Genomic DNA, 23,367 nt, shown 5'->3' on the forward strand with positions numbered 1-23,367 from the left:
ATCGATCGTCAGTTACACACCCGGATAGAACGGGTGATGCGCCGGGTAGTGCCTTCTCCAAAATAACGGCGGTAATCTTCATTGGAGAGTTCATCGAAAGCCCGGATCAGACCGGATTTACGACTGATACTTTCCAGTTTGCGTTGCTGTTGCAGTGCGGCATTACCCGTAGCTTCCAGTTCTTCACACAAAAACTCCGCGTAATCGACAGGGCGAACGTTCCAAAAGTGCAAACTACCGTCCTGGCAACCGGTAATGATGTATTCGTCGGATTTGGCAAAAGTCACCGAAAGTACCCAGGTCGGATGCCGGTCAAAGACCACCGGCTGGTAGGACGGGTCCGCATAGCGTTCCAGATCCCATACGGATACAGTACCGTCGTAGCTGGCCATCGCCAGCTTCTTCCCATCATTGCTGAAGGCAAAATCGGAGATCGCGGCCTGGTGGGGTTTAAAGTCTTTCCGCGCATCCGCGCTGCGGGGAAGAAAATGATCTCCATTGGCGTTTGTTTCGATAAACATTACCCGCCCGCTCGTAAAGCCGATCACCAGCAAGGCGACACTATCGTTCAGCTGACCGTAATCCACTTTGGCCACGGCACCGTAGTCCACTTCTTTGGGCGTACCGTAAAAATTGATCTCCTGGCGGCCCACCTTCCCGTCACCGAGCGAGTCGATCAGCAATTCGTAGGCAAACTCCTGGTATTGTCCCTGCACGCTGAAAACAGAGGTGCCGTTCTTGTCCTTTATGATCAGGCTTTTGTTTGAGCGGTTTTTCGGAAAACTTTCCAGGTTACGGCCCGCAGCATCATAGCGAAAAAAATGATCCAGTCCCGCTGCCAGGAAATCTCCGGAATTCGCAAATCCGGAAGTAAAGATCTCATCCTGTGGTTCTACCGGAACGGACCCAACCGATGCGCCGTCAGGAGCGTGGAATACGTGGAAATCCCGGCTTTCGCCGGCCGCAAGCAGGCGTTTTCCGTCGGCGCTGACGGAAAGTTGATTGTAAACGACATCGGGCTGCGCATCGAAATTTCGGGGACTTGCCAGCTCGGGTACGCCCAGGCTGTTCCACGATTGGATACGCCACTGGCGGATCTGACCGTCGCTACCCGTTGTAAAGAATTGGTTCCCGTCGGGATGCAGCACGATATCCCGCACCGCTCCGTCGTGGGCGGTGGCAATATCGAATTCCAGGTCTTCATCGAAAGAGGACGCAGCATCCAGCAGCGCCCGGACAATATTGGGGTGATAGACATCCCCCACGGCGGGGTTATCTCGATTGAGTTTATAGGCTTCCAGCGTCACCAGGGTCTTGATCCGCGCATCTTCGATCTGCAGGGCGCGCGAAGCTGCATTCCAGGAGGTGATGATCCGGTTGAGCGTTTCGGAGCGATCCAGGGCGTCCTGCGCCAGTTTTTCGCTGGCTTCAGCCTGTTCCCGCAGCGCTTTGTTGCGGTTGGCATCGCGTTGGGCCTGCTCCGTCAATTCCTGGAGTTTTTCGGCCTGGGCCAGAATGCGGTTGCGGTCCTGTACGGCTTCCTGCCGCAGCGAATCGGCCAGTACACGCTGTTGTTCGGCCTCCAGAGCGCTGATCTCTGCACTTTCCTGGGCCTCCTCCGCTTCTTCGCGCGCGGCATCGGCCGCTTCTTTGGCTTCCCGGGCCTGCTCCAGGGCCTCCTGCGCTTCTTCGCGCAGCCGTCGTTCCTCGGCCCGCGATTTGTTTAGTTCTTCGTTGGCCTGCTGGAATTCTTCATTGTTGCTTTGCGCCGACTGGTAGTTGAAATAGGTATTGACGGCCATCGCTAATACCAGCAAAAAAGCCCCGGCAACTATCCAGTTGATCCGGCGGCGGCGGCGACGTACATTTTCCCGGGAGCGCTGAATAAAGGCCGTTTCCTCCGGGGTGAGGTCAATCAGCGGCAGAGAAGTATCGATGTAGTTCAGATATTGCCGGTCCAGCAGTTCCTCCCGGCTCATCCGGTCCTGGATGGTGGCCCGGATCGTCCGCAGTACCCGGTTTTCCGACTCTACTTTCTGAAATGCCCGCCGGGCCAGAAAGCTGTTAGCGATCTCGTAGCGGCCCGCCGAAGTGATCCGCAGGATACCGGCATCGCCCAACTCTTTGATGATGCGGGTGGTCGTGGCCGGATCCAGCTGGATCTGGCGCTGCAACTCACGCTGAATGGACGACTCGCTGAGCTGTACACGCGTGCCGTTTACCAAAAACATACTCAATACCCGGTTCCCCACCCCTTTGGCCCGCAGGCCCAACTGAGTCTCCAAGGTCTCGATCTGCCGGTCCAGCATCTCGTCCACCATCTCATTGGGGCGGCCGAGCTGATCGAGCAATTCGGTATTGATTACTTTTGGCATATATACTTTAGATCAAAATTTCAAGCTGTTGCCGGCAACGCAGCCATTGGTCAACTATCGTGCGCTGCCTTATATAAACGATCCATATAGAGCTGCAGGTATGTAAGATTCACTTTTCCATCCTCCTCGCTCACATTCTGAATAATCTTGTCGATGACCTGGTCATTATCGATAACAAGATCGGCCTTTTCCGCCGACTGGACAATGATGTCCGCCGCCGTCTTTTTATCGACGTGCCGGATGCGTACCTGTTCTTCCAGAATATTGGGTACGAATACTTCCAGTTCCTGGAGCTGCGAGAAGAATTCATCCCGGACCACCAGGATAAGGTCCGTATTCTGCCGGGCGTCCAGCAAATAGGCCAGGTGCAGGCTCAAATGTAAAAGCCGCGTGGGATCCTGCACCCAGATGTAGAACTCTTCAAACTGATCGAGAATGATCACCTTGCGCTCCGTGCGATCGGGCATTTTCTTTTCCCACTGAAAAGCGATCCGCAACAGTACGGGCACTTCACCGGCCTGGGGCTCGAAGTTCAGCATATTTTGCACCAGTGTGCTGTCGATAAATTCCCGGCTAACGCGCAGATACTGCACCTTCATCAGCGGCTCCAGACGCGGCCAGAGGCCGGCACGGATGAGCGAGGTTTTACCAACTCCCATGGGACCGAGCACCAGGGTCGTCCGCGAGGAAAGTTCGTTGACCACCTTATCGAACAGTTCCTGAATCTCCTTCCGGCGTCCAAAGAACAAAGCGGCCATTTCCTTGGTATAAGGTTCAAAACCGACGAAGGGATTATCCGGCAGTGGATACTCGGGCAATTCCCGGGGCATCGAAATGCCCTTTGGCCGCTTATCAAAGATCTTATTGGCCAGGCTATCGTGGGCCAGTTCGAACTGCTCGTTCTCCAGCGGACGCAGGATGCGACGATTCACAAAGAACTCCAGATAAATATTGATCCGTGCCTCACTCATTTCCGGCATCATTTCCAGGATCTCCCGGAATTTAATGGGCACCTTGGTGCCTTTATCCGATACGAATAACTTCAACCAGCGGATCCCCATGTCCCGGCGATCCACATCCCGGCCGAATACATCGAGTTGTTCTTCCAGGAAATCGCCCAGTACATCTTCAATGCCCCCTACCCTTTTTACCAGGTCTTCATCAAAATAGATGTTATCCGGATCGTCTTCGGCCGCCAGCCGGTACATCTTATCCAGAAAGACCTGCAGGTAGGCCAATTGGACCCAACCGGTACCCTGGGTTACATTATTGATAATATCGTCGGCAATGCTGTCGTAGCAAAGCGTAATATTGAAGCGGGGGTTCTGTGCCGTCTGCAGGATCACCCGGCGGGCGTTGGCCCGGGTCATCGGTTCGATCCGCAATCGCTTATCGAAAATGCGGGGTACGATCTTTTCAAATACCGACAGGCGGGCCAGATATTCCTCCCGCATCGAAATGATGATCTTACAGGGCAGATCGGCCGCCAGAATATCTTTGAGATGACGGGCAAGTTCCTCCTGTTCCGCCTCACTCCCCAGAATAAACAACTCCTCAAACTGATCAAAGATCAGATAGACCGGTCGCAAAAAATCCTTATACAGCGATTCCACCATCTGGGGAAGCGTGAAGTCTTTTTCAAAGGATTTGGACAGATCTTTGGCCCGGAGCTCCCGGACGAGCGCATCGTTGATGTCTTCCTGCCGCCTGATGTAGATCTCGAACCAGTCGCTCGAATCAAAGCTATTCGCCAGTCCGCAGTTGATGATACTCGTCTTGCCGGTCCCGGACATACCGTACAGCAGTATCAGGTTGGTATGGTAGGTCATCCGGTACAAAGTCTCCACCTCCGTCTCCCGGCCAAAGAAGATATCCTTATCCTCCTGCTGGTAGGCATCCAGAAATTTAAATGGAGATCCTTTGTTTTCCATACTTTACCTCTTGAGTGTGTGGCGATACCCGGGCTCAGATTGGCTTTGGGGCCCCATAAAAGCCGGGCATCTTACAAATTAAAACACTTTAACCCGCCTGGAGGATCAGCCGCCGAAAATCATCCATCAGCCTTTTGATCTGCGGATAGCGGTCATCACCAACAATCAATATATCTTTAAGGTTGTCCGTCAACTGGTAGTACAAATTCCCGTCATTGCTATAGCGGTAGAAAAAAACTTTGGAATTCTGCTGCCCCAACAGGGCATTTTCATCCACGATGAATGGGGAAAGGTTGAGAAAAGGGCTCAGCGTATCCTCGGTCGGCACCAGCACTACCGAGTCATTTTCGGTATGGGAATCAAAATTCAGCACCTCATCCAACACCCCGAATGCGGCGGTGATCCGATCCAGGATCACCATGTTGTGCCGGTAGGACGGCGGCTCAAACCGGCGCTTTTCCACCTCGATCGACTTGATGGTCACCAATTTGTATTTTGCACTGAAACCCAGATGTTTGAATAGTTCGCAGAGGTGATCTTCGGCCTGCACACAAAAGCTCTCAATTTCGTCGGCCGTGATGGTGGCCCTCAGTTCTGCCCGCATTTCTTCCAGGAACTGGTAGGCTTTCTGCAGCGATTCATCCTGGTAAAAAGCGGTTCTGAGATCCGAAAATTCCTTAATGAAATAAGGGATCTTCAGTGTCTCGTACACATCGCCCAGGGCCCGGATCAGTTGCACGAAATCATAGGTCTGCGCCTGGGCAGCATCCAGATTCAGAAAAGCCTGTAAATGCACCAACTGATCTTCCGGGATCCGGAGATCCGGATTCTCCTGCAGCGCATCCCACACCTGGGAAAGTAAAGTGTAGGCGAGCAATTCCGCGGAAACGCGGTACACATTCACGATCCGCCGCAGCCGCTCCGTACTGATCTCTTCGGAAAGCAGCAGCTTTCGCAGGTGCGTGCCAAGAGGCGTCGGGAAAGAATCGATCACCGCTACCCGCAGGTCGCGTATTTTGGGTGACCGGTCCCGGCGACGGGCATTTTCGATCAGGTCCCGGACTGCTTCCGAATAGGGTGCGATGGAATTGGCCAGCGTTTCAATAATCTTCTGATTAACCGTCCCCGTCTGGTATCGGAATCCTGCGCCCCGCACAATGAGGGAAGCGGCGGATTCCCGCGGTAGTTTCCAGCTGAGTGTTTCGGCAGCTTCATCTGCGGTGTAGAGCCCCCAGGGGAGTTCTTCCGTTTCCTCCTGTCCTTCCAGCCCCTGCCCCCGGTAAATGCCGACGTTTTCCCCTTTTTCCATCAGGTAATTGGCGGCCGCCATCCGAAAGGCTTCTTCCAGCGTATGTTGTGTGGTCAATGACTTATAAAATACGTCGGCGAATTCCATTGCCGATCCGTCACCAATGGGCACCCGGGTGGCGATCACCGCGTCAACACCTTGTGCTAAAAGGGCTTTTACCTGCTCGTAAGTGGAGCATCCGTTGAGGAAGACCAGCTTGAGGTTATCCTGTAGGGCGAGCGCCTGAGCAACACCACCGGCATCCGCGCCGCCATTGGTCAGGATGATCTGGTCACTATCCGCGTGTCCGGCGTAGTGGAAAAGCACGACCCGGTCGTTAAATTCGGATAAATAACGGATAAGATCCTCCCGGGAAGTAGTCGATTCATCGAATAACTGGAAATACTGCTGGCTGGCCAATGGGATCAGATGCCCCTTAATGGCCTTACGCTCCGCTTCCAGCAGAGGCAGGTGGGCATCTTGATCATTGGCAAATGCTAAAAAGATTACAGGAGGTCTCATGCTCGGAGCAGTAAATCCGGGAATATCAACTTTTTGCTGAATATATTAAAATTATTTATTGAAAACGTTACAGTTCTGAAAATCGTTCTTTGAGCTTGTACTAAGTTTTCACAATAAAGTTACGCACCGGATTTTGTAGACTTTTTGTTAAATTAGCCGGGTAAGTACTTTTAATACCCAAAATACCTATTATGATCTTTAACATTGCGGTTGAAAACGGCCCCGATTTCCCGGCCGGACTCAGCGCCCAAAACAAAGTACATGCCGCCCTCGCCGGCAACCTCCCCATGGCCCCCGCCGCCGATTCCCAACTGGTTTATACCTGGTACAGTGAGCATAATTTAGGCAACTGGACCGCCAGTACCGGCCTGAACTGGAATGACTACCGGGTCCCCTACCGGGGACTCTACACCCTGCAGGCCAAACTGGAATATTTCCGAAAAGGCAGCCGCCGCCCCTACGCGGCTTTCTGGTCCAACAAACTCACGGTAAATGCGACTTAGAGACTGTTTGAAAACCTCTCACTGGGTTACCCGTACGGGCCCCCACTTTGCACCTATTTTTAACTCCGTAGCTGGGCTATGCAGTGAAAAATAGCTTTCAATTGACGCCAAAATCCGGGTTTTTCTCCGGCAGCAGAAGTTTTCAAACAGTCTCTTAGCTCGACTTTAGCATTTTGACATTGGGTTCAATCAATAATGAAGAAAAAGGTACATTCTTGGCAATCTAATGGCCAGGGCTACGCCCTTCGCTGCAAAATACATGATGGATCTACAAATATTTCCGCAGCTACGCCGCTGAGGATTATAAGGGCATCGCCCTGCAATATTTATAGGGCTGTGGTTTGAATCAGATCGGTGAAGGGCGTAGCCCTGGAGATATCCGACTTTTTCGGATGCTACTCCCCAGGTTCGAAGGCAAACCTGAGCTCCAATGTATTTTCAAACATCCGCTTTAAACCCGGATGTGCATAAATTAAATAATGACTTTACTGAGCATTTGATAGCTCTCATTTATAGAGCTGCTTAAAATGCTAAAGTCGAGCTTAGAGTCTAGCCAGTAATTCAGGTTTGATTACCATAAGGTTTTACATGGCGTACCTACAGCCCGCTAAGCCGGGAAATGGTCATTTCGCTACCTTCGGTTTGTGCCAAAAGGCACATTCGCTCCAGATTAAACGCCCAATTCGCATGAGATCTGTTCGTTGGAAAATTGGAACAGGCGGGAAATTACCGGTTGCAGGTTGAAAAGAAACCTGCAACCGGTGCTGTTTTTATTGGAGGGTACCGGCCTCGATCACCCGGCTCACTTCCCCTTTACCATCCAGCAGTTCAATCCGCTGCATCTGGTCGGTTTTAGCGACATAGCGGCCTTTCTGGGACATAAAACTGTCTCCGTAGTAAAATTCCGCTACCTGGGTCTGTCCGTTCTTCAAATGGTATACGGCCTTTACTTCGTTCGGCTGTAGAGACACCAGCGATTGATTGGGTGCCGTATTGTAAGCAAACACCTTCAGGGAATCCCGGTGCTGGGAAGCGAGGATCAATTCCTCCCCGGTAGCCGTAGGCAGACTGACGAGTCCGCGGGCTTCCCCCATAACGGCAAAATGCGATTCGGCGATACTCAACGGCCGGAAGCCGAAGGATCCCTGATTGAGCAGTACGAGGCCGCCAAATGCATCGGCCCGTCCCTGTTGCACTTCCATACCGTGGTCATTGCCCACCAGTAGAATATCGCTCAATCCGTCATTATTCACATCTTTGGTCAGTATACCGTAGATCGGGGCCAGCTGTGCTTCTACCGGCAACTCCCGCATGGCGAACTGGCCGTTACCCAGATTCTCGATCACCGAGGTTTTCATCCATTTGGCGTTCAGAATAAGGGCGTCCGCCAGTTCCTCATCGCTGAACATCTCCGGTACGGTCGCCTCTCCGTATTCGCCGTGGGTATTATATTTCTTACGGATACCGACGAACTGCTTGACCAGATCGGCCCGCGGGTGGTAGAGGTATTCGTAGCGATCCCCCAGCGAATCCTGCCAGTAACAGGAGATCAGCGGATCGATGGTGCCGTTTTTATCCAGGTCCTTGCCGTACACCCGGATGGGTTCATCCGAGGTACACTGATAGTAGATGTTCTCTCCAAAATTACCGGCGATGTAATCCATATCTCCGTCCTGATCCAGGTCGGCGGCAGCCAGGCTGTTCCACCAGCCGGTTTGCGCAGCGAGACCGCTTCCTTCGGTAACTTCGGTAAACTTACCGCCTTCATTGCGGAAGAGCCGGATCGGCATCCACTCCCCGGCCAGTATGAGATCCGGTTGCTGGTCGTTGTTAAAGTCCGTCCAGAGGGCATCGCTGATCAGGCCCGGTTCCACCAGTGCGGCGCAGTATTCTTCGGTCACATCCGTAAACGTCACGTTGCCCCCTTCCGTATCGTTGCGGAGCAGGTAACTGCGGTCCGGCAGCGGGTAGGAACTGGGCAGCACCCGGCTGCCTACAAACAGGTCCAGATCCCCGTCGGCATCTATATCCGCTGCTTTTACGCAAGAGCCGTTGGCATACATTTCGGGCAGTGCGCCCTCCGCCAGTGTAAATGCGCCGGTACCGTCGTTGAGATAAAGTGCATCCTGGTAGAGCGGATTACCCGCTTTAAACTGGGCGCTACCGCGGACGATATACAGATCCAGATCCCCGTCGCCGTCGGCATCGAACAAGAGGGTTGCCGTATCTTCCTCTTTTTGCTCGGGATCCGTTTTCAGACTCATCTTTTGGGCAATGAACCGGCCATCGCCCCCCTGTAGGTAGAGCGTCTGGCTGCGGCCGCCGCTCCCGGCGAAAAAGACATCATTCAGGCCATCGCCATTTACATCGCCCACGGCCATAGAACTACCGTACTGGGAAAACTTATGGGGAATGGTCCGCTGGAAATTGAAATCGATAAAATCAAAAGAATCGTCTTTGTATCGCAGGTTATGCGTTCCCGCCACACTCTTAAATACGGCCGGACTTGTCGCTGCCGGCGTAGCGGACGGCTCCCGGGCATCGGCGTGATCCAGGGTGAGCACCTGATCCGCCGCCACGTTTTCCATCCGGGTTTCCTTGCCGTCCGGCCAGGTTACCACCAGTGCGTCTACGGATGACTGCTCTCCCAGTCCGAAATGCAGCGTATTTTCCGTTTTGGACAGATAACCGCGCCCCGAAAGCAGATGCAATTTCTGGCGCTGCTCTCCGGTAGTGATTGTAGCCGATGCCCCGAAAGCATCCGGATTTTTTGCCGCCCCCCGCAATTTAATGCGTAGGTAGTGGTTCGGTGAATTGCTTTTGTTCTCAAAAATAAAAGCCGGGTCGTCGATATTGTTGGTTACCAGATCCAGATCGCCATCCTGATCCAGATCGACGTAAGCTGCGCCGTTGGAAAAGGAAGGGACTTTGAGGCCCCAGTCACCGGTCACGTCTTCAAAATTGAGCTTGCCGGTATTGCGGAAAAGAAAGTTCGGAGATTTTACTTCCGGGATGGCGGCCAGTAATTCTTCCTGCGCTACCAGTTTACCGGCAAAGGCCCGAAAGTCCGAGAAATCCCGGTCCGTTACGTCTTTGGGGAAACCGTTGGCCACGTAGAGGTCTTTCCAGCCGTCATTGTCAAAATCGGCGAACAGGGTGGCCCAGCTCCAGTCCGTTTCCTGCACGTGGGCGAACATACCCACATCGCTGAAGACCGGCAGGCCGGTTTCGGGATTGGTGCCCCGATTCAGTTGCAGGGTATTGCGCGGGTACTGATAGTTGTAGCCATAGCGCTCCGTCAGAATGGTGTTCTGGTAATTGCTGCCTCCCTGGAAGAGCTTTTTCCGTTTGTTGTAGTAAGGCTGCATTTCGGTGACGAAGATATCCGCCGCCCCGTCGTTATTGATATCGGCCACATCGCTGCCCATCGCGGAAAGGGAAAAGTGTTTGAAGATCTTGCCGGCCTGGTTGGTGAAGGTACCGTCCTGGTTGTTGATGAAGATCAGATCGTTACTCTGGTAATCGTTGGCCACGTAAATATCCTGCCATCCGTCCTCGTTGAAGTCATAAATGAGGGTACTGTGGCTATAGCCGTCCTGGAGCAGCCCGGCCTGTAGAGAGACATCGGTGAAAACCGGATGACCGAGCGTTTCGTCCCAGTTGTTTTGAAAGAGCTTATCCCGGTTGGGATTGCTGCCGTCGACCACAAGGGGGCCAAATTCGTTGGGATACCGTTCCTCAATGAGATTCACCCCCACAAAAAGATCTAGGTCGCCGTCGTTATCGTAATCAAAGAACTGGGCGTGGGAGGAGTGGCTGGGATCATCAATGCCGTAGGCTTTACCCATTTCGGTAAAAGTCGGGTTTCCATTGCCGTCGTTGCCCTGATTGACATAGAGCAGATTATGACGCAGGCTGGAATCTTTCTGCAGCGTATTGCATACGTAGATGTCCTGTTTCCCATCCAGATTGATATCCAGGATGTTCACGCCGGAGGACCATAGCTGCGAATTCGGTTTTTGAATGCCGGCCGCTGTACTGACATCCGTGAATTTGAGTTCACCTTTATTGATGTACAGGTGATTGTCGACCTGATTACCGGCGAAAAAAAGATCTTCGAGGCCGTCGCCGTTCAGGTCTCCGACCGCCACCCCGGCGCCGTTGTACACAAATTCACTTTCAAGAATATTGAGGGTATCGTTTTCGGTGATCTCATTGACAAACTGCACCCCGGTCTTTTCGGGGGACAACAGTTCAAAATAAGTCCCCTCCCGCTCCTGACACGAGCTCAGAACAATTCCGACCAATAGCAGGAATGCGTAAGAATGTATGTATTTCATTGGATTGTTTATAGTTTAGTCAGCAGACTACGATCCAAAACCGTAATCTACCTGGCTGATCTTACTCTATAGATCGAATAAGACCGTAAATACGTCTACTTAAGCGAACATATTCTCTTTTTCCTTTCGTGTAAGAAGCAGTTTGTATTTGAATGCTTTGCTGATCTAACTTTACTTGAGAAGCGCTACAAAATTAGTGGCTTTCCCTTCAACTCGCCAAGAATTAAAGCGTTTTCGTCGCAAAAAAATCGTCCAGATTTTCGGATTGTCTTCGGATCTACCAGGTAATTGCCCCCGGTGGATATATCTACCGATTTCACAGTTCAGTTCGTATGCCGGAGATAGAGCTTTCGTAGCCTTAGCGTGCAGTGGCCCGAGTTTAAAGTATGTCCCGCATGCATTTGCCGGCTACCTTCTCCGGAACGCCCTGCAAAAAAAAGAGCCACCCCAAATCGGAGCGGCTCTTCCCTGTATTTCATCAGATCAATTAATGATCAGTGATCTCGATTAATATCCCGGGTTTTGCGTCAGCACACCTTCGGGATGGATGTCGATCTGCGTTTGTGGGATCGGCAGCCATTTGTAAGTATCGGTGTAATTAGCACCGCCGAACATGGTGGTCAGGTACTGAGCTTCCCAGTCCAGGTAAGCATTCAGTTCCTCGTTGGCCATTCCCCAGCGAACCAGGTCGAAGAAACGGTGTCCTTCGTTGTTCAGCTCCAGCTTACGCTCGAAGTAAATTCTTTCCAGCGCTTTATCCTGCGTATCGAAATCGGCGGAAGTATACAGTCCGATGCTGTAATTGGCAGCATTGCCACTACCGTCGTATTCTTTCACCCAGTGTTCTTCGTTGGCGGCACGCTCGCGAACCATATTCACATACTCCAGTGCCTGATCCAGGTTACCGAGTTCGGCTTCGGCCTCAGCGGCCATCAGCAGTACATCGGCGTAACGGATGATGGTGAAGTTCATGATCGCGTAACCACGGGTCCAGGAACTACCGTCGGTGAAGCTGTTCTCCTGCGTTCTGTAGTAGATGTATTTTTTCGGAGAAAACGGACCGGCGTAAGCCTGGTTCCGGATCCAGTCGTTACCCGGGTGCTCAATCCAATCCAGGTAAGGGATACCGCGACGACCTACAGAGTGGTCGAGACGAGGATCAAGCGGGCCATTATCTTCTTCGAAGGAATCGCTGGTAGCCAGACCGTAGTCATGCTTCACTTCGTTCGCAGCGGTATTGTAGGAACCGTCCAACAGCGGCAGACCGTTTGCGTCTACGCGGAAGGAGTTCACCAGGCTGAAACTAGGCTGATTAAAGCCGCAACAGTTACCCGGTCCGTCACTACCGGTGTTGTACGGGTAGTTCAGGTCGTCGAAGTAGTTGGCGTTTGCCGTGCTACCGGTATTGTTGGCAGATTGTACGGCGAAAACGGCCTCCGCATGGTTATCATTTTCTGCGTTGTAGATCTGTGCAAAATCGTCCAACAGCGCGTACTTGTCACCACTAGGGGTTACACCGTTGGCAATAACCTGGTCGAACATGGATTTTGCCTGGCTCCATTTCTCCTGGAACAGGTAGGTTTTACCCAGGTAAGCACCGGCGGCCCACTTGTTAACGCGGCCAATCTGCGCTTGAGTTTCCGGCAGATTGTCGAAAGCAAACTGGAAGTCCGCTTCGATCTTGTCCCAGATATCCGGGCTATTGGGTACTTCTTCGATACCCAAACCGTAATCGAGCGTTTCGTCGATGTAAGGAATGCTGTTGAACTGGATCTTCAGATCAAAGTAGAAATGTGCGCGCAGCATACGGGCCTCAGCCGCGATACGCGTTGCTTCCGCTTCGGTAATATCCTCAGCGGCCGGTAACAGGCGCAGCACGTAGTTGCAGCGGCTAATTCCCTCGTATCTTCCCCGCCACAAGTTATTGATATCCCCGTTCGTCGGGTTGATCTCATAGCGCTGGATCGGGTTAATGGTGGAATAGTCACCCGGGTCAGTTCCCTTATTGGCGTCTCCGCCCAAAATACCGCCCGTTACCCAACGGTTCGGTCCTTCAAAGCGGTTACCGAATTCCCCGTTGAGGGTAGCATAGGCACCGATCAGTAAGCCTTCGATACCGGCTTTGTTAGCCAGCGTACTTTCTGCTAATTGCCCGGTCGGCTCTACCTCCAGGAAGTCATCCCCGCAGGAAACCATAAAGACCATACAGGCCATCAGGGCGACGAAAGTTATTTTATAATGATCAAATATTCTCATTTCGAATACTTTTTAGAAAATTAGAGTTTAAAGTTTAATATGCACTCAATATCGCCATAAAATCAGGCAAAAACTGTCTGTCTCCAAACAATATTGTTAGAAACTAGCTCCTAATCTTAAGGTGAAACCACGAGTGACCGGGTAGTTACCCACATCGATACCGAAGTTGGTATCCGCTCCACCACCTACCTGCGGGTCAAGCCCGGTGTAGGAAGTAATAGTCAGCAGGTTGTTGGCAGCTACTCCCAGGGTCAATCCACCCAGACGCATTTTATCGGTCATGGAAGTTGGGAATGTATAGCTAATAGCTACTTGTTGCAGACGCAGGTAGCTACCGTCCTCTACATACCAGGAATTACCGGCACCGTTCGTACTTTCGTTGGAAGCACTTTCCCAGATCGGGGCAGCTGCATTGTCTCCCAGTTCGGGCGTCCAGGACTGCAGGGCACGGATGCCTTTAGCAGAACCTTCGAAGGAACCGAAGAAATCGGTAAACCATTTGGACTGGTTCCAGATCTGGTTACCCAGAGAAGTGTACCAGTACATGTCAAAGCTCAGGTTTTTGTAGGATAGGTTAAGGCTAAGGCCACCGGTGAAATCCGGGATCGGATCACCGATGAAAGTACGGTCATCTGGTGTAATAACTCCATCACCGTTAACGTCTTCGTATTTGAAGCGACCGATACCCGCTCCTCTGGCCGATTGGTCCGGAGAATTGTCGATATCAGCCTGGCTGCTGAAGTAACCCAGCACATTATAGCCGAAGAAAGAAGACAGCGGCATGCCAACCTGGTTACGGGTGGCCTGAACACCGCGATAGGCGGGTCCGTCAAAGAATTCAATACCCGGTGCCAGTGCGATAACCTCGTTCTGAAGGAATGCACCGTTGATGGTCAGTTCGTAGTTCAGATCACCGCTGAGTTTACCGCGGTTGATGACCTGCATATCAATACCCTGGTTACGCATTTCAGCGATGTTTACGGAAGGCGCGTTGGCCCGCGTTCCGATCACACCCGGAATGGGTACTGCATAGAGCAGATCCTCAGTATCTTTACGCCACAGGTCCATGATGATCTCCCAGCGGTTGTTGAACAGCGAGAGGTCAAAACCGATGTTGGTCATTTCGGAGGTCTCCCAGCGAGCGTCCGGGTTACCGATCCGCGTTCTGGCAAAGCCCTGGTCCGCTCCACTGTTCTGACCCTGGATCGGGTAGAAGGAGAAACCGAAGCCCGTTCCGAACAGAGAGTACTGGTTGTTCGGGTCTACGTTATTGGAGTTACCCATTTGTCCCCAGCCACCACGGATCTTCAAGTCGTAGATCCAGGAAGCGTTCTGCATGAAAGGCTCGGCCGTTACCCGCCAGGCGGCAGAGAATGCCGGGAATACACCGTAGCGACTATTGGCACCGAAACGGGAAGAACCGTCACGACGAACCAGACCACGGATATAGTACTTTTCATTGAAGTTATAATCCAATGAACCGAAAGTAGAGAAGAAGTTAACACCGTTGAACTTACCACTGTTCACCACCGGAGACTGGACGTTGGTCAGGTTGACGAAATCCAGGTCCATGGAGAAGGGGTTGATACCAGAACCGTTCACAAAACGGCCGCTGCCCGTATTCAGGGCCTCGATACCGGCCAGAGCGGTGAAGGTATGCGCCCCGGTGGTGAATTTATAGGAAGCAGTGTTGGTCCATACCCACTGGAGGGCGGAGTTACTGCCTTCACCAAAACCATTACTGGCCTGTGGTTCGGAATCACCCAGATAGCGGTAGTCATAGTTAACGAAGTAGCCGTTGCTCAAACCGCCACCAATACTGGTTCTGATGCGGAGATCCTTAACCGGCTCGATCTGCAGGTAGATATTACCGAACAGCGTATTGCTGTAACTTTGGTCGTCACCGTTGTTTCTGGTCAGGATCCGTACCGGGTTACGGGGGTTGTTGAAGCCGGCTGCCTTGGTACTGGCAAAGTTGCCAAATTCGTCGTATACCGGAATAACGGTCGGCATCCGATAGGCCGCCAATACCTGAGATTCGTCATCGGCAATACCGATACCACCTTGCCCACCTTGCTGTCCAACTACGGAACGATAGGTAAACTGAAGGTTTTCACCTACAGTCAGCCAGGGCGTAAGATCAAACTCGGAGTTAGCGCGGAAAGAATAGCGCTTGAAATTGTTGTTGATCAGGATACCGGCCTGATCCTGGTAGGAAAGACCGAAGTAGTAGCGTCCGTTGTCTACACCACCGCTGAAACCGAGGCTGTGACGGTTCAGGGGAGCCGTTCTGGTAATTTCGTCGTACCAGTTCGTACCGGCCAGATTCGGCTTGATCAGGAAAACGTTTTCCGGATCAGCTTCGTAGGCGCGCTGAATGGCCGCCAGATCCACCGAGCCGCGAACACCGTTCTGTCCGTTGGCGTGCAGATAATCCGGTAAAGTAGCCTGCGCCTGGCTTCCGTACTGCGGGTGAGCGTAATCCGGCTCAACACCGTTAGCTGCCGCATTGTTACGGTAGGCAATGTGGGTCCAGTCTGCCTGTTGCTGTGGACTCAGCATTTGGGGCGCTCCGTTGACGTTAGGATCGGTAACCCCGAAAAGACCATCATAAGAAACGGTCATTTTCTTCGCGCCCTTCGAGCCCTGTTTGGTCGTGTAAACGATCACACCGTTGGCAGCCCGTGCTCCGTAAATGGAAGCAGCCGCAGCATCCTTCAGCGTGGTAGAAGTCTCGATATCATCCGGAGAAAGGAAATCCGTATTCTGCACCGGTACACCATCAACGATATACAGTGGCTCATTACCCCCAAAGGCACCGAAACCACGTACCCGGATAATACTACTGGTACCCGGCTGTCCGTTGGTGATTACCGTTACACCGGCAACCCGGCCCTGTAACTGCTGCTCAACGTTACCGGAAGGGATTGCCTTCAGGTCTGCCGCTTTAATAATGGAAACCGCACCGGTGGTTTGCCGCTTGGATTCTACGGCGTAACCGGTAACGATAACTTCGCCCAATGCAACCCCTTCTGAAAGGGCCACATCGACAACAGTTTCCGTACCAACTGTAATCTCCTGAGTGGCAAAACCGGTATAAGAGAATACCAGTACATCACCACTAGCTGCATCGATTGTGTATTTTCCGTCGAAATCGGTAACCGTACCCGTCGCAGAGCCTTTCAGCAAAACAGTCGCACCGATCAGGGGCTCGTTGTTTGCTTCATCAGTTACGGTACCCGATACCTGTGCGAGTAGGAATGTCCCCATCGCCATGAAGAGTAGAAAAAAGCCTGCCCTGATAAATCTAGGGCTAAGTGTAATAGCTTTTTGTTCCATAAACTATTGAATTTACAAAAGTGAAAGATTAATTGCCAAAAATGATCTTTAATCTGGTTCTATTAACGTACTTAAGGATTAGGGTTTTTTATGCCGGTACTGCCATATACCGGGCATAACTCTTTAGGGGCGTCCAAATACGGCGAAGTATTTGCACCAAATATTCGGTTCCTAGTATTCCAGAACGTTAGAAAAAAAATTCTGGAAAGAGGTTCTGTTGGTAGGGAAACTTTGGGGTAATGGTCTTAGGTATTTTACTATTGTTTGTCAGTTATTTTACCTTCGTTATTATGCTTTCCGATTAAAATTCAAGCAGTTATAATCTGCCATCTCAAAATGATCGCATGAAAGTAAAGATAATCCTAAAATTACCATAAAAAATAACAGAAAAATTTGTCTCGCAGAATTAAATTCCGTTTTTCCAACCTTACATCTCGGTTTATATTTTTTTCAATAATACGAATAATCTCGTTTTACTTCAGCAGGGTAACACTTTGAATGATCGTTCCCGACTGCAAGTTGCCGTCCTTATCCATCCACTGATAATTGACCTTTACCAGATACAAACCGTTTGGCACCAGTCGCCCCCGGTACCTCCCATCCCAGAAAACACCAGGAATGTTGCTCTCAAACACTTTTTCTCCCCAGCGGCTGAAAACGGTATACTCCATATGTACAAGTTCGCAATCGGCGTACAATTCCAATAAGTCGTTGCGTCCGTCCTCATTGGGGCTGAAAGCTGTCGGCAGATAGGTCTGGCAAAGACAGTCCGGCTTGTCGAGCACGTACTCGTAAACCACCTGAGCTCCGCAATCTTCATTGCGGGCGGTGTAGGTCCCGGGAGCAGAAAAAGTGCGTGGGTTTTCCCTGATCCCATCCAGCCAGCTGAACTCGGCAGACGGCAGCATGACCGTCCAGTCCTCACCGCACGCCAGGATGGTATCTTCCCGGATCAGTTCGGTTTGCGGACCGTCGGCGCAGGCATTGACCAGTGGGATCTCGAAGGAGATCAGATTGATATTGGAGTTATTGATAAACGTCATCTGGGTAGGAAGACTGACCGTGTCCAGGGCCATAAAGCTCAGTGGCACCTGATTCGGCTGGGTATCCTGAAAACGCACCCAATCGAAGCAGGTTTCCCCCGCCGTCGAAGGTGCGGTCTGCAGTAAGAAGCCGGGAACGTCTACAGCCTGAATTTCGGTAGGATCGGGATTAGCTGAAATGACCTGGGTGCCGTCCATCCTGAGCAAATTAAATATCCGGCCGGGTTTGATACTGATATCGGTATTCATGAATTCCTGGCTCCTGATCTGACCGTCCGGGCTCAATTCCAAACGGCATAAGCGGTTTCCGTTCTCTCCCTTTACACTGTAGACGCCAGAAATATTGCCGTTCTGCATCTCCTGCATATCAATCGGGAAAGACTTAGCCGGAAATTGTTCGCTTTTCCAGACGAACCGGCCGGAGTCGTCTACCTTATAAAAAAAGGACTGTCCGTTACCGGCAGCCTGCAGTATGTAACCACCGGATACTTCCAGCGGGCCTGAAACCGGACTGTTATAATCATTGGGAGCTAATTCGGTCGCCCACACCAGTTCACCGTCGGGGTCCAGTTTAAATAAATATTGGTCGGACCGGCAGATGAACCCATTATCATCCGTAATGTAAGCTCCGCCCGTTGAAGCGAATGGTGTAAACTTTTTACCCCACAAAAAATTAAGGTTCTCGTCAAACATGGCTACAAACCCAAATTTTTTGGTCCCAAAATCCAAAATGAGCCCGTAAGCCATCAATCGCCCTCCCTTGAGATCGATATTGTAAGAAAAGTGATCCACCGTTTCCGGTTTGAAGAGCCGAAACTGCATAATGTTCCCCCGCTTATCCAGCTTCAAAAAGAAGATCAACTCATCCAGGCCGATGTAGGCGCTGCCGTAAGCAAAGACTTCGTCGGCTTCATTGACCTCAATATCCTTCAATTCGAGATATTCGTCTTCCCGACGGTATCCCCGGCTCCATTCTATGTTCCCACAGAGATCCATGCGGGTGATATAGATCTCCCCCCCGCTGCCCGTACGCACCGCCTCGATGGAAGAATCCCCGATCAGCAGGTCCCCGTTCGTAAACTGGCTGATCCGCTGATTGAAAAAACGGTCGGCTCCCTCCAGCTTCTTGAAATAGTTCTGCGCCGGCAATAACGTACCGAAGCCCAGGCCGGTAAAAAAAAATAAAAACCATAGGTTTCGGGCCGTATCCGCAAGCAACCCCTTAGCGCGACACTTTATATAGTAGGTGTAATTTTCATCCATAGCTCCTGCGTTCGACTACCAAATTAGGCAAACTGCTGCGTAAAACGATTGGAGATCCGCAATTGATGTCTGAATTTTGACATTTCCTTTCACTTTACCCTGATCATTCTATCTTAGCAACTGTCAATAATCTCAAAGGTATGCGGAAAACCATCGTGTGCGTGACGGCCTTGGCCGTTGTCATTTTAAGTCTTACGCACTGTCAATCCAGTGAAGAAGCCAGCGCGGAGGCCCTCTACGGACAGTACTGCGGCTCCTGCCACCAGTTGCCTTCTCCGGGCGATCTCTCCAAAGACCTGTGGATCACCCGGGTACTGCCCGAAATGGGCGCCCGGCTCGGGGTCCAGGCAGGAGCTTACAATCCGGTGAATGGACTCGGTATCGAAGAAGCTTATTATATTGAACGAACCCAGGTTTATCCCAAAACCCCTCTCCTATCGGAATCCGAATGGGACAGCATATATAATTATGTGATCTCCCTGGCTCCGGATAGCCTTCCGGTGGATACCGTCCGGAAACATCGGTCGGTCCCTCTGAAGCAATTCAGCGTGCATAAGATCGGTATCGACCGGATGAACGGGGCCCGGGTCACCTCCCTGAATTGCACGGGGCCGGAAAATGGGTGCTGGATCGGTACCGGAACCGGAGAGTGGTTCAGCTGGTCCGGAACGGATACCAGCCGCATGGTCAACCTTTTTGCTTCTCCCATCTCCGGTTTTGACGGGCAAGGATCGGAGCAACTGGTTCTCGAAATGGGCAATTTGAATCCCTCGGATGTTCCGCGGGGAAAATTATGGCTTTTTCGGAACGGCCGGCAGCAATTACTGGCGGAAGGGCTCTACCGGCCTGTATTTGCGAAGCGTACCGATTTAAACCAGGACGGCACTGCGGAATATCTGGTCTGTGAATTCGGTAATCGCGTGGGCATGCTCAGTCTGATCGAAGGCCGGGATGAAAGCTATTCAAAGCGGGTGCTCGTCAATCAACCGGGTATGATCCGGGTAGAGTTAGCGGATATGAATGAAGACGGTCGGGAGGATATTATCGCTCTGGCCGGCCAGGGTGATGAGGGTATTTATGTCCTGTTCAATCAGGGTGATGGGAAGTTTTCCCGTGAGCAGGTCATTCAATTGCCGCCGGTCTACGGCTCCAGCTGGTTTGAACTCTTCGATTATGATGGGGATGGGGACCTGGATATAGCTGTCGTCAACGGTGACAATGCGGACTTTACCTTTATCCTTAAACCCTACCACGGCTTTCGACTCTACCTGAATGATGGTTCCAGTAATTTCACGGAAGCCTTCTTCTATCCGGTATACGGGGCCACCCGGGTGATCGCCCGCGATTTTGACCGGGACGGCGATCAGGATTTCGCGATTGCCGCTATCTTTCCCGATTTCGAGCACAATGCCGGGGAGTCTTTTATCTATCTGGAAAATGAAGAGGCCGCTGCCTTTCGATTTCAATCTTATACCAGCGCCGCAACCCTGGAAGGGCACCCCCTGATCATGGAATCGAATGATGTGGACAAAGACGGCGATCTCGATATCCTGTTGGGACTTTACGTCGGCTCTCCCGCTCCCGTGCCGGATAGTTTGCCCCAAAGGTGGATGCGTCAGAACGTGGATCTGTTGTGGCTGGAAAATCGCATTGGGGAAGAACCACTGTGATCCCGGCTTTTAAACTTTCCAATTGACATAAGACCCAGAGTAATTACCCTGCCAAATCCAGCTTGGTCGGAAAACTTACTTTTCATGCCGAACCTTTATTGTAGCTTTACCAGAGGCAGCTATACCTGATGCGAATTAGTTTGGGAAAACCCCAAACCGCTTTGGTCGGTGTACGCTGTGATCAACATGCATCATGCCGATCAGGGGTGAAAAGTCCCGTAGGGTATAGGTAGTCCGTCTAGTAATTCGGCAGACTTAGCGTTCCGTAGGTACGCAATACCGTTTTACATGGCGTACTTACAGCACGCTAAGCCGGGAAATGGTCATCTTGCTACCTCTATTTTGTGCCTAACGGCACATTTTATCCAAATTTAACTCCTGATTCGCATGTATCAACCTTAATTGTATCGTCTTATTCGGAAGAAAAGAGACAGTCACCTATAATTCGTCCCTCTGGAAATTTTAACCCCTGATTCGCATTACTCGTGTTTACGTCAGTATATATCTCCTTCCATCATGCAGCGAATTTTACTAGGTTTCCTTTGTTTGCTTTCCGGTCTCTACTCCTTTGGTCAATCCAATGAGGGTACCGATTTTTGGCTGGGCTTTATGGAACACTTTGATACCGGCCGAAATTCCATGGTGGTAATGATCACCGCCAAGCAAAATACCTCGGGAACGGTGAGTATTCCGCTGAGTGGCTGGAGTCAGAATTTTACGGTTACCGCTAACCAGGTTAGTCTGATCCGACTGCCGCGCGAAGCGGAGAACGTGGGCTCCGAAAGTGTAAACCAAAGAGGCGTACGGGTAAAATCCGACGATCCGGTATCGGTATACATCCACCAGTACCATTCTTTTCGGGCGGAAGCCTCGATCGTCCTTCCGGTGGAGGCCATTGATCGGGAATACTACATTATGACCTATACCGGTTTTTTCTTTGATGGCCGGGATTATCCATCCGAGTTCCTGTTGGTTGCTACCGAGGACGAAACGGAAGTCCGCATTACGCTCAGTGATCGTACGCTGGCCGGCAAATCTCCCGGAAGTACCTTCACGGTAATGCTGGATGCCGGGGAAACCTACCAGGTGCAGGCGAGGTCCGCCAATGATGACCTTACCGGAACACATATTCAAAGTGATAAAAAACTGGCCGTTTTCGGAGGGTGCCAGTGGACGAGCGTTCCCATGTCCTGCAACCTGCGCGATAATCTGCTCGAACAAATGTACCCCGTATCTACCTGGGGGCGCCGTTTTGTGACCATTCCCAGTGCCCGAACGAGTTTTGATATCTACCGCATCCTGGCCGCCGAGGATAATACGGTCATTGAAATCGACGGGGCCAACCCGCGGGTGTTCAATCTCGATGCCGGAGAATTTGTGGAATACCAGTCCAGTACCGCAGCTTTCATCACGGCCAATAAACCGATCCTGGCCGCCCAGTATCTGATCGGCTCTAACTGCAATGGGCTGGGCATCGGCGATCCGGCTTTCGTGCTGTTGAACAGTGTGGAACAAACCCGGAACATAGTTACCTTGTATAATTCTTCTTTTCAGAATATCCAGGAGAATTACATCAATGTTATCGCCCAAACCGGGGATGTCAACAACATTCTTATCGACGGGCAGCCCGTGACGGCTACCGGCAGTAATTTTGTGCCCGTCGGTGCCAATGCGGATTTCTCCTACGCACAGATCCGGGTCCAGGCGGGCAGTCATACCGTCAATTCGGGTGGCTGTGGTGTGATCGTAACCGCCTACGGCTACGGTGAGATCGAATCTTACGCCTACAGCGGCGGAGCCAGCTTTACAGCCATTAACGCCAATGCTATCCCCGAAGGAGGTTGTCTCAACGACACGATCGTTTTTGATTCCGGTTTACCCCGTGATCGCTACGAAGCTTTTTGGGATCTGGGCGACGGCACCACCAGTACCCGTCACCGCTTCGAACATATTTACGATCAGTTGGGCACCTATCCCGTCACCCTGATCACCTACGATCGCTGCCTCGATGAACGTGATACCTCCGAGCGGGATCTGCTGGTTAGCCTGCGGCAATCGGTGAATGCGACCGATGAAATGGAAGTCTGTGAGGGTACCGCATTCCGCCTGACGGCATCGGACCTGAACGAGGCCCGTTACGAATGGTACGGTCCGAATGAATACTTTTCCACCGCCCAGCAACCCAATTTCCCCAATCCGACTCCGGCTCAGTCGGGCACCTATTCCGTAGTGGGGATCGTGTCCGGTTGCGCGACATTTCCGGCGCTGGCCGAGGTCACGGTACACCCTACCCCCCAGCCGTACCTGGGAGAAGATACACTGGTCTGCACCCGTCGATCGGATTTCGAACTATTGCTGGATCCGGGGCAGTTCCTGCTTTACCGCTGGCAGGACAATAGCCGGCTGCCGGTTTTTGCGGTAGAAGAAGGAGGCACCTTTCGGGTGGATGTAACGGATGAATTCGGCTGTGTGGGTACGGATGAAGTGGTCCTTACCGAACAGTGCCCCACCCGGATCTACGCGCCGAATGCTTTCAGTCCGAACGATGACGGTAATAACGATCGCTTCCGGATATTTGCCACGGACATTAGCAGCATGGAACTAAAGATCTTTGATCGCTGGGGGAATCAGGTCTTTTCAACTGCCGATCCGGATGCGTCCTGGGACGGCTTCTGGCGAAACCGGCCGGCCGCTGCCGGAGTTTACGTATGGATGTTCCGTTACGATGGTTTCCGGGAAGACGGCAGCACATTCAGCGGCCTGGAGTCCGGGGAAGTGAGTCTATTGAGGTAGTCAGACGAGTAGTGATTAAGTGCCGGGAGTCACTTATCTTTACC

The 23,367-nt window shown here is 51.8% G+C and carries 10 protein-coding genes; 3 read left to right on the top strand and 7 right to left on the bottom strand.

The genetic code is table 11. From position 1 onward, the window contains the following. Positions 1-8: 8 nt before the first annotated feature. From CRP01_RS05340 to CRP01_RS05350, 3 genes are all read right to left on the bottom strand, one after another. Positions 9-2,375, bottom strand: coding sequence for a WD40 repeat domain-containing protein (locus CRP01_RS05340; RefSeq protein WP_099148978.1), 2,367 nt, complete (start codon positions 2,373-2,375; stop codon positions 9-11). Positions 2,376-2,425: 50 nt separating this feature from the next. Further along, on the bottom strand, positions 2,426-4,306 hold the full coding sequence (locus CRP01_RS05345; protein WP_099148979.1) for an ATP-binding protein: 1,881 nt from the start codon (positions 4,304-4,306) through the stop codon (positions 2,426-2,428). Positions 4,307-4,394: 88 nt separating this feature from the next. After that, entirely contained in the window at positions 4,395-6,116 is a 1,722-nt protein-coding gene (locus tag CRP01_RS05350; RefSeq protein ID WP_099148980.1) for a CHAT domain-containing protein, read from the bottom strand. Positions 6,117-6,307: 191 nt separating this feature from the next. On the opposite strand from CRP01_RS05350, the gene CRP01_RS05355 reads away from it, so the two are divergent. After that, the gene (locus CRP01_RS05355) at positions 6,308-6,619 is read left to right on the top strand and encodes a hypothetical protein (RefSeq protein ID WP_099148981.1); all 312 of its coding nucleotides are present in this window, start codon (positions 6,308-6,310) and stop codon (positions 6,617-6,619) included. A gap of 770 nt (positions 6,620-7,389) precedes the next feature. Here CRP01_RS05355 and CRP01_RS05360 read toward each other — a convergent pair. The 4 genes from CRP01_RS05360 to CRP01_RS05375 form a co-directional block, all read right to left on the bottom strand. Beyond that, entirely contained in the window at positions 7,390-10,959 is a 3,570-nt protein-coding gene (locus tag CRP01_RS05360; RefSeq protein WP_099148982.1) for a VCBS repeat-containing protein, read from the bottom strand. Positions 10,960-11,466: 507 nt separating this feature from the next. Next, positions 11,467-13,215, bottom strand: coding sequence for a RagB/SusD family nutrient uptake outer membrane protein (locus tag CRP01_RS05365; protein WP_099148983.1), 1,749 nt, complete (start codon positions 13,213-13,215; stop codon positions 11,467-11,469). Between the two features lie 96 nt (positions 13,216-13,311). Then, on the bottom strand, positions 13,312-16,554 hold the full coding sequence (locus tag CRP01_RS05370; protein WP_099148984.1) for a SusC/RagA family TonB-linked outer membrane protein: 3,243 nt from the start codon (positions 16,552-16,554) through the stop codon (positions 13,312-13,314). A gap of 473 nt (positions 16,555-17,027) precedes the next feature. Then, positions 17,028-18,860, bottom strand: a complete 1,833-nt coding sequence (locus tag CRP01_RS05375) for a T9SS type B sorting domain-containing protein (protein ID WP_099148985.1) — start codon at positions 18,858-18,860, stop codon at positions 17,028-17,030. A 140-nt stretch (positions 18,861-19,000) separates the two neighbouring features. Here CRP01_RS05375 and CRP01_RS05380 point away from each other — a divergent pair, with 140 nt between their 5' ends. Continuing rightward, positions 19,001-20,530 (top strand): FG-GAP repeat domain-containing protein, encoded by a 1,530-nt coding sequence (locus CRP01_RS05380; protein ID WP_099148986.1) that lies wholly within the window; start codon positions 19,001-19,003, stop codon positions 20,528-20,530. A 516-nt stretch (positions 20,531-21,046) separates the two neighbouring features. Next, positions 21,047-23,323, top strand: a complete 2,277-nt coding sequence (locus CRP01_RS05385) for a T9SS type B sorting domain-containing protein (RefSeq protein ID WP_099148987.1) — start codon at positions 21,047-21,049, stop codon at positions 23,321-23,323. Positions 23,324-23,367 lie beyond the last annotated feature (44 nt).

The organism is Flavilitoribacter nigricans DSM 23189 = NBRC 102662, from assembly GCF_002646595.1.
Classification (GTDB): domain Bacteria; phylum Bacteroidota; class Bacteroidia; order Chitinophagales; family Saprospiraceae; genus Flavilitoribacter; species Flavilitoribacter nigricans.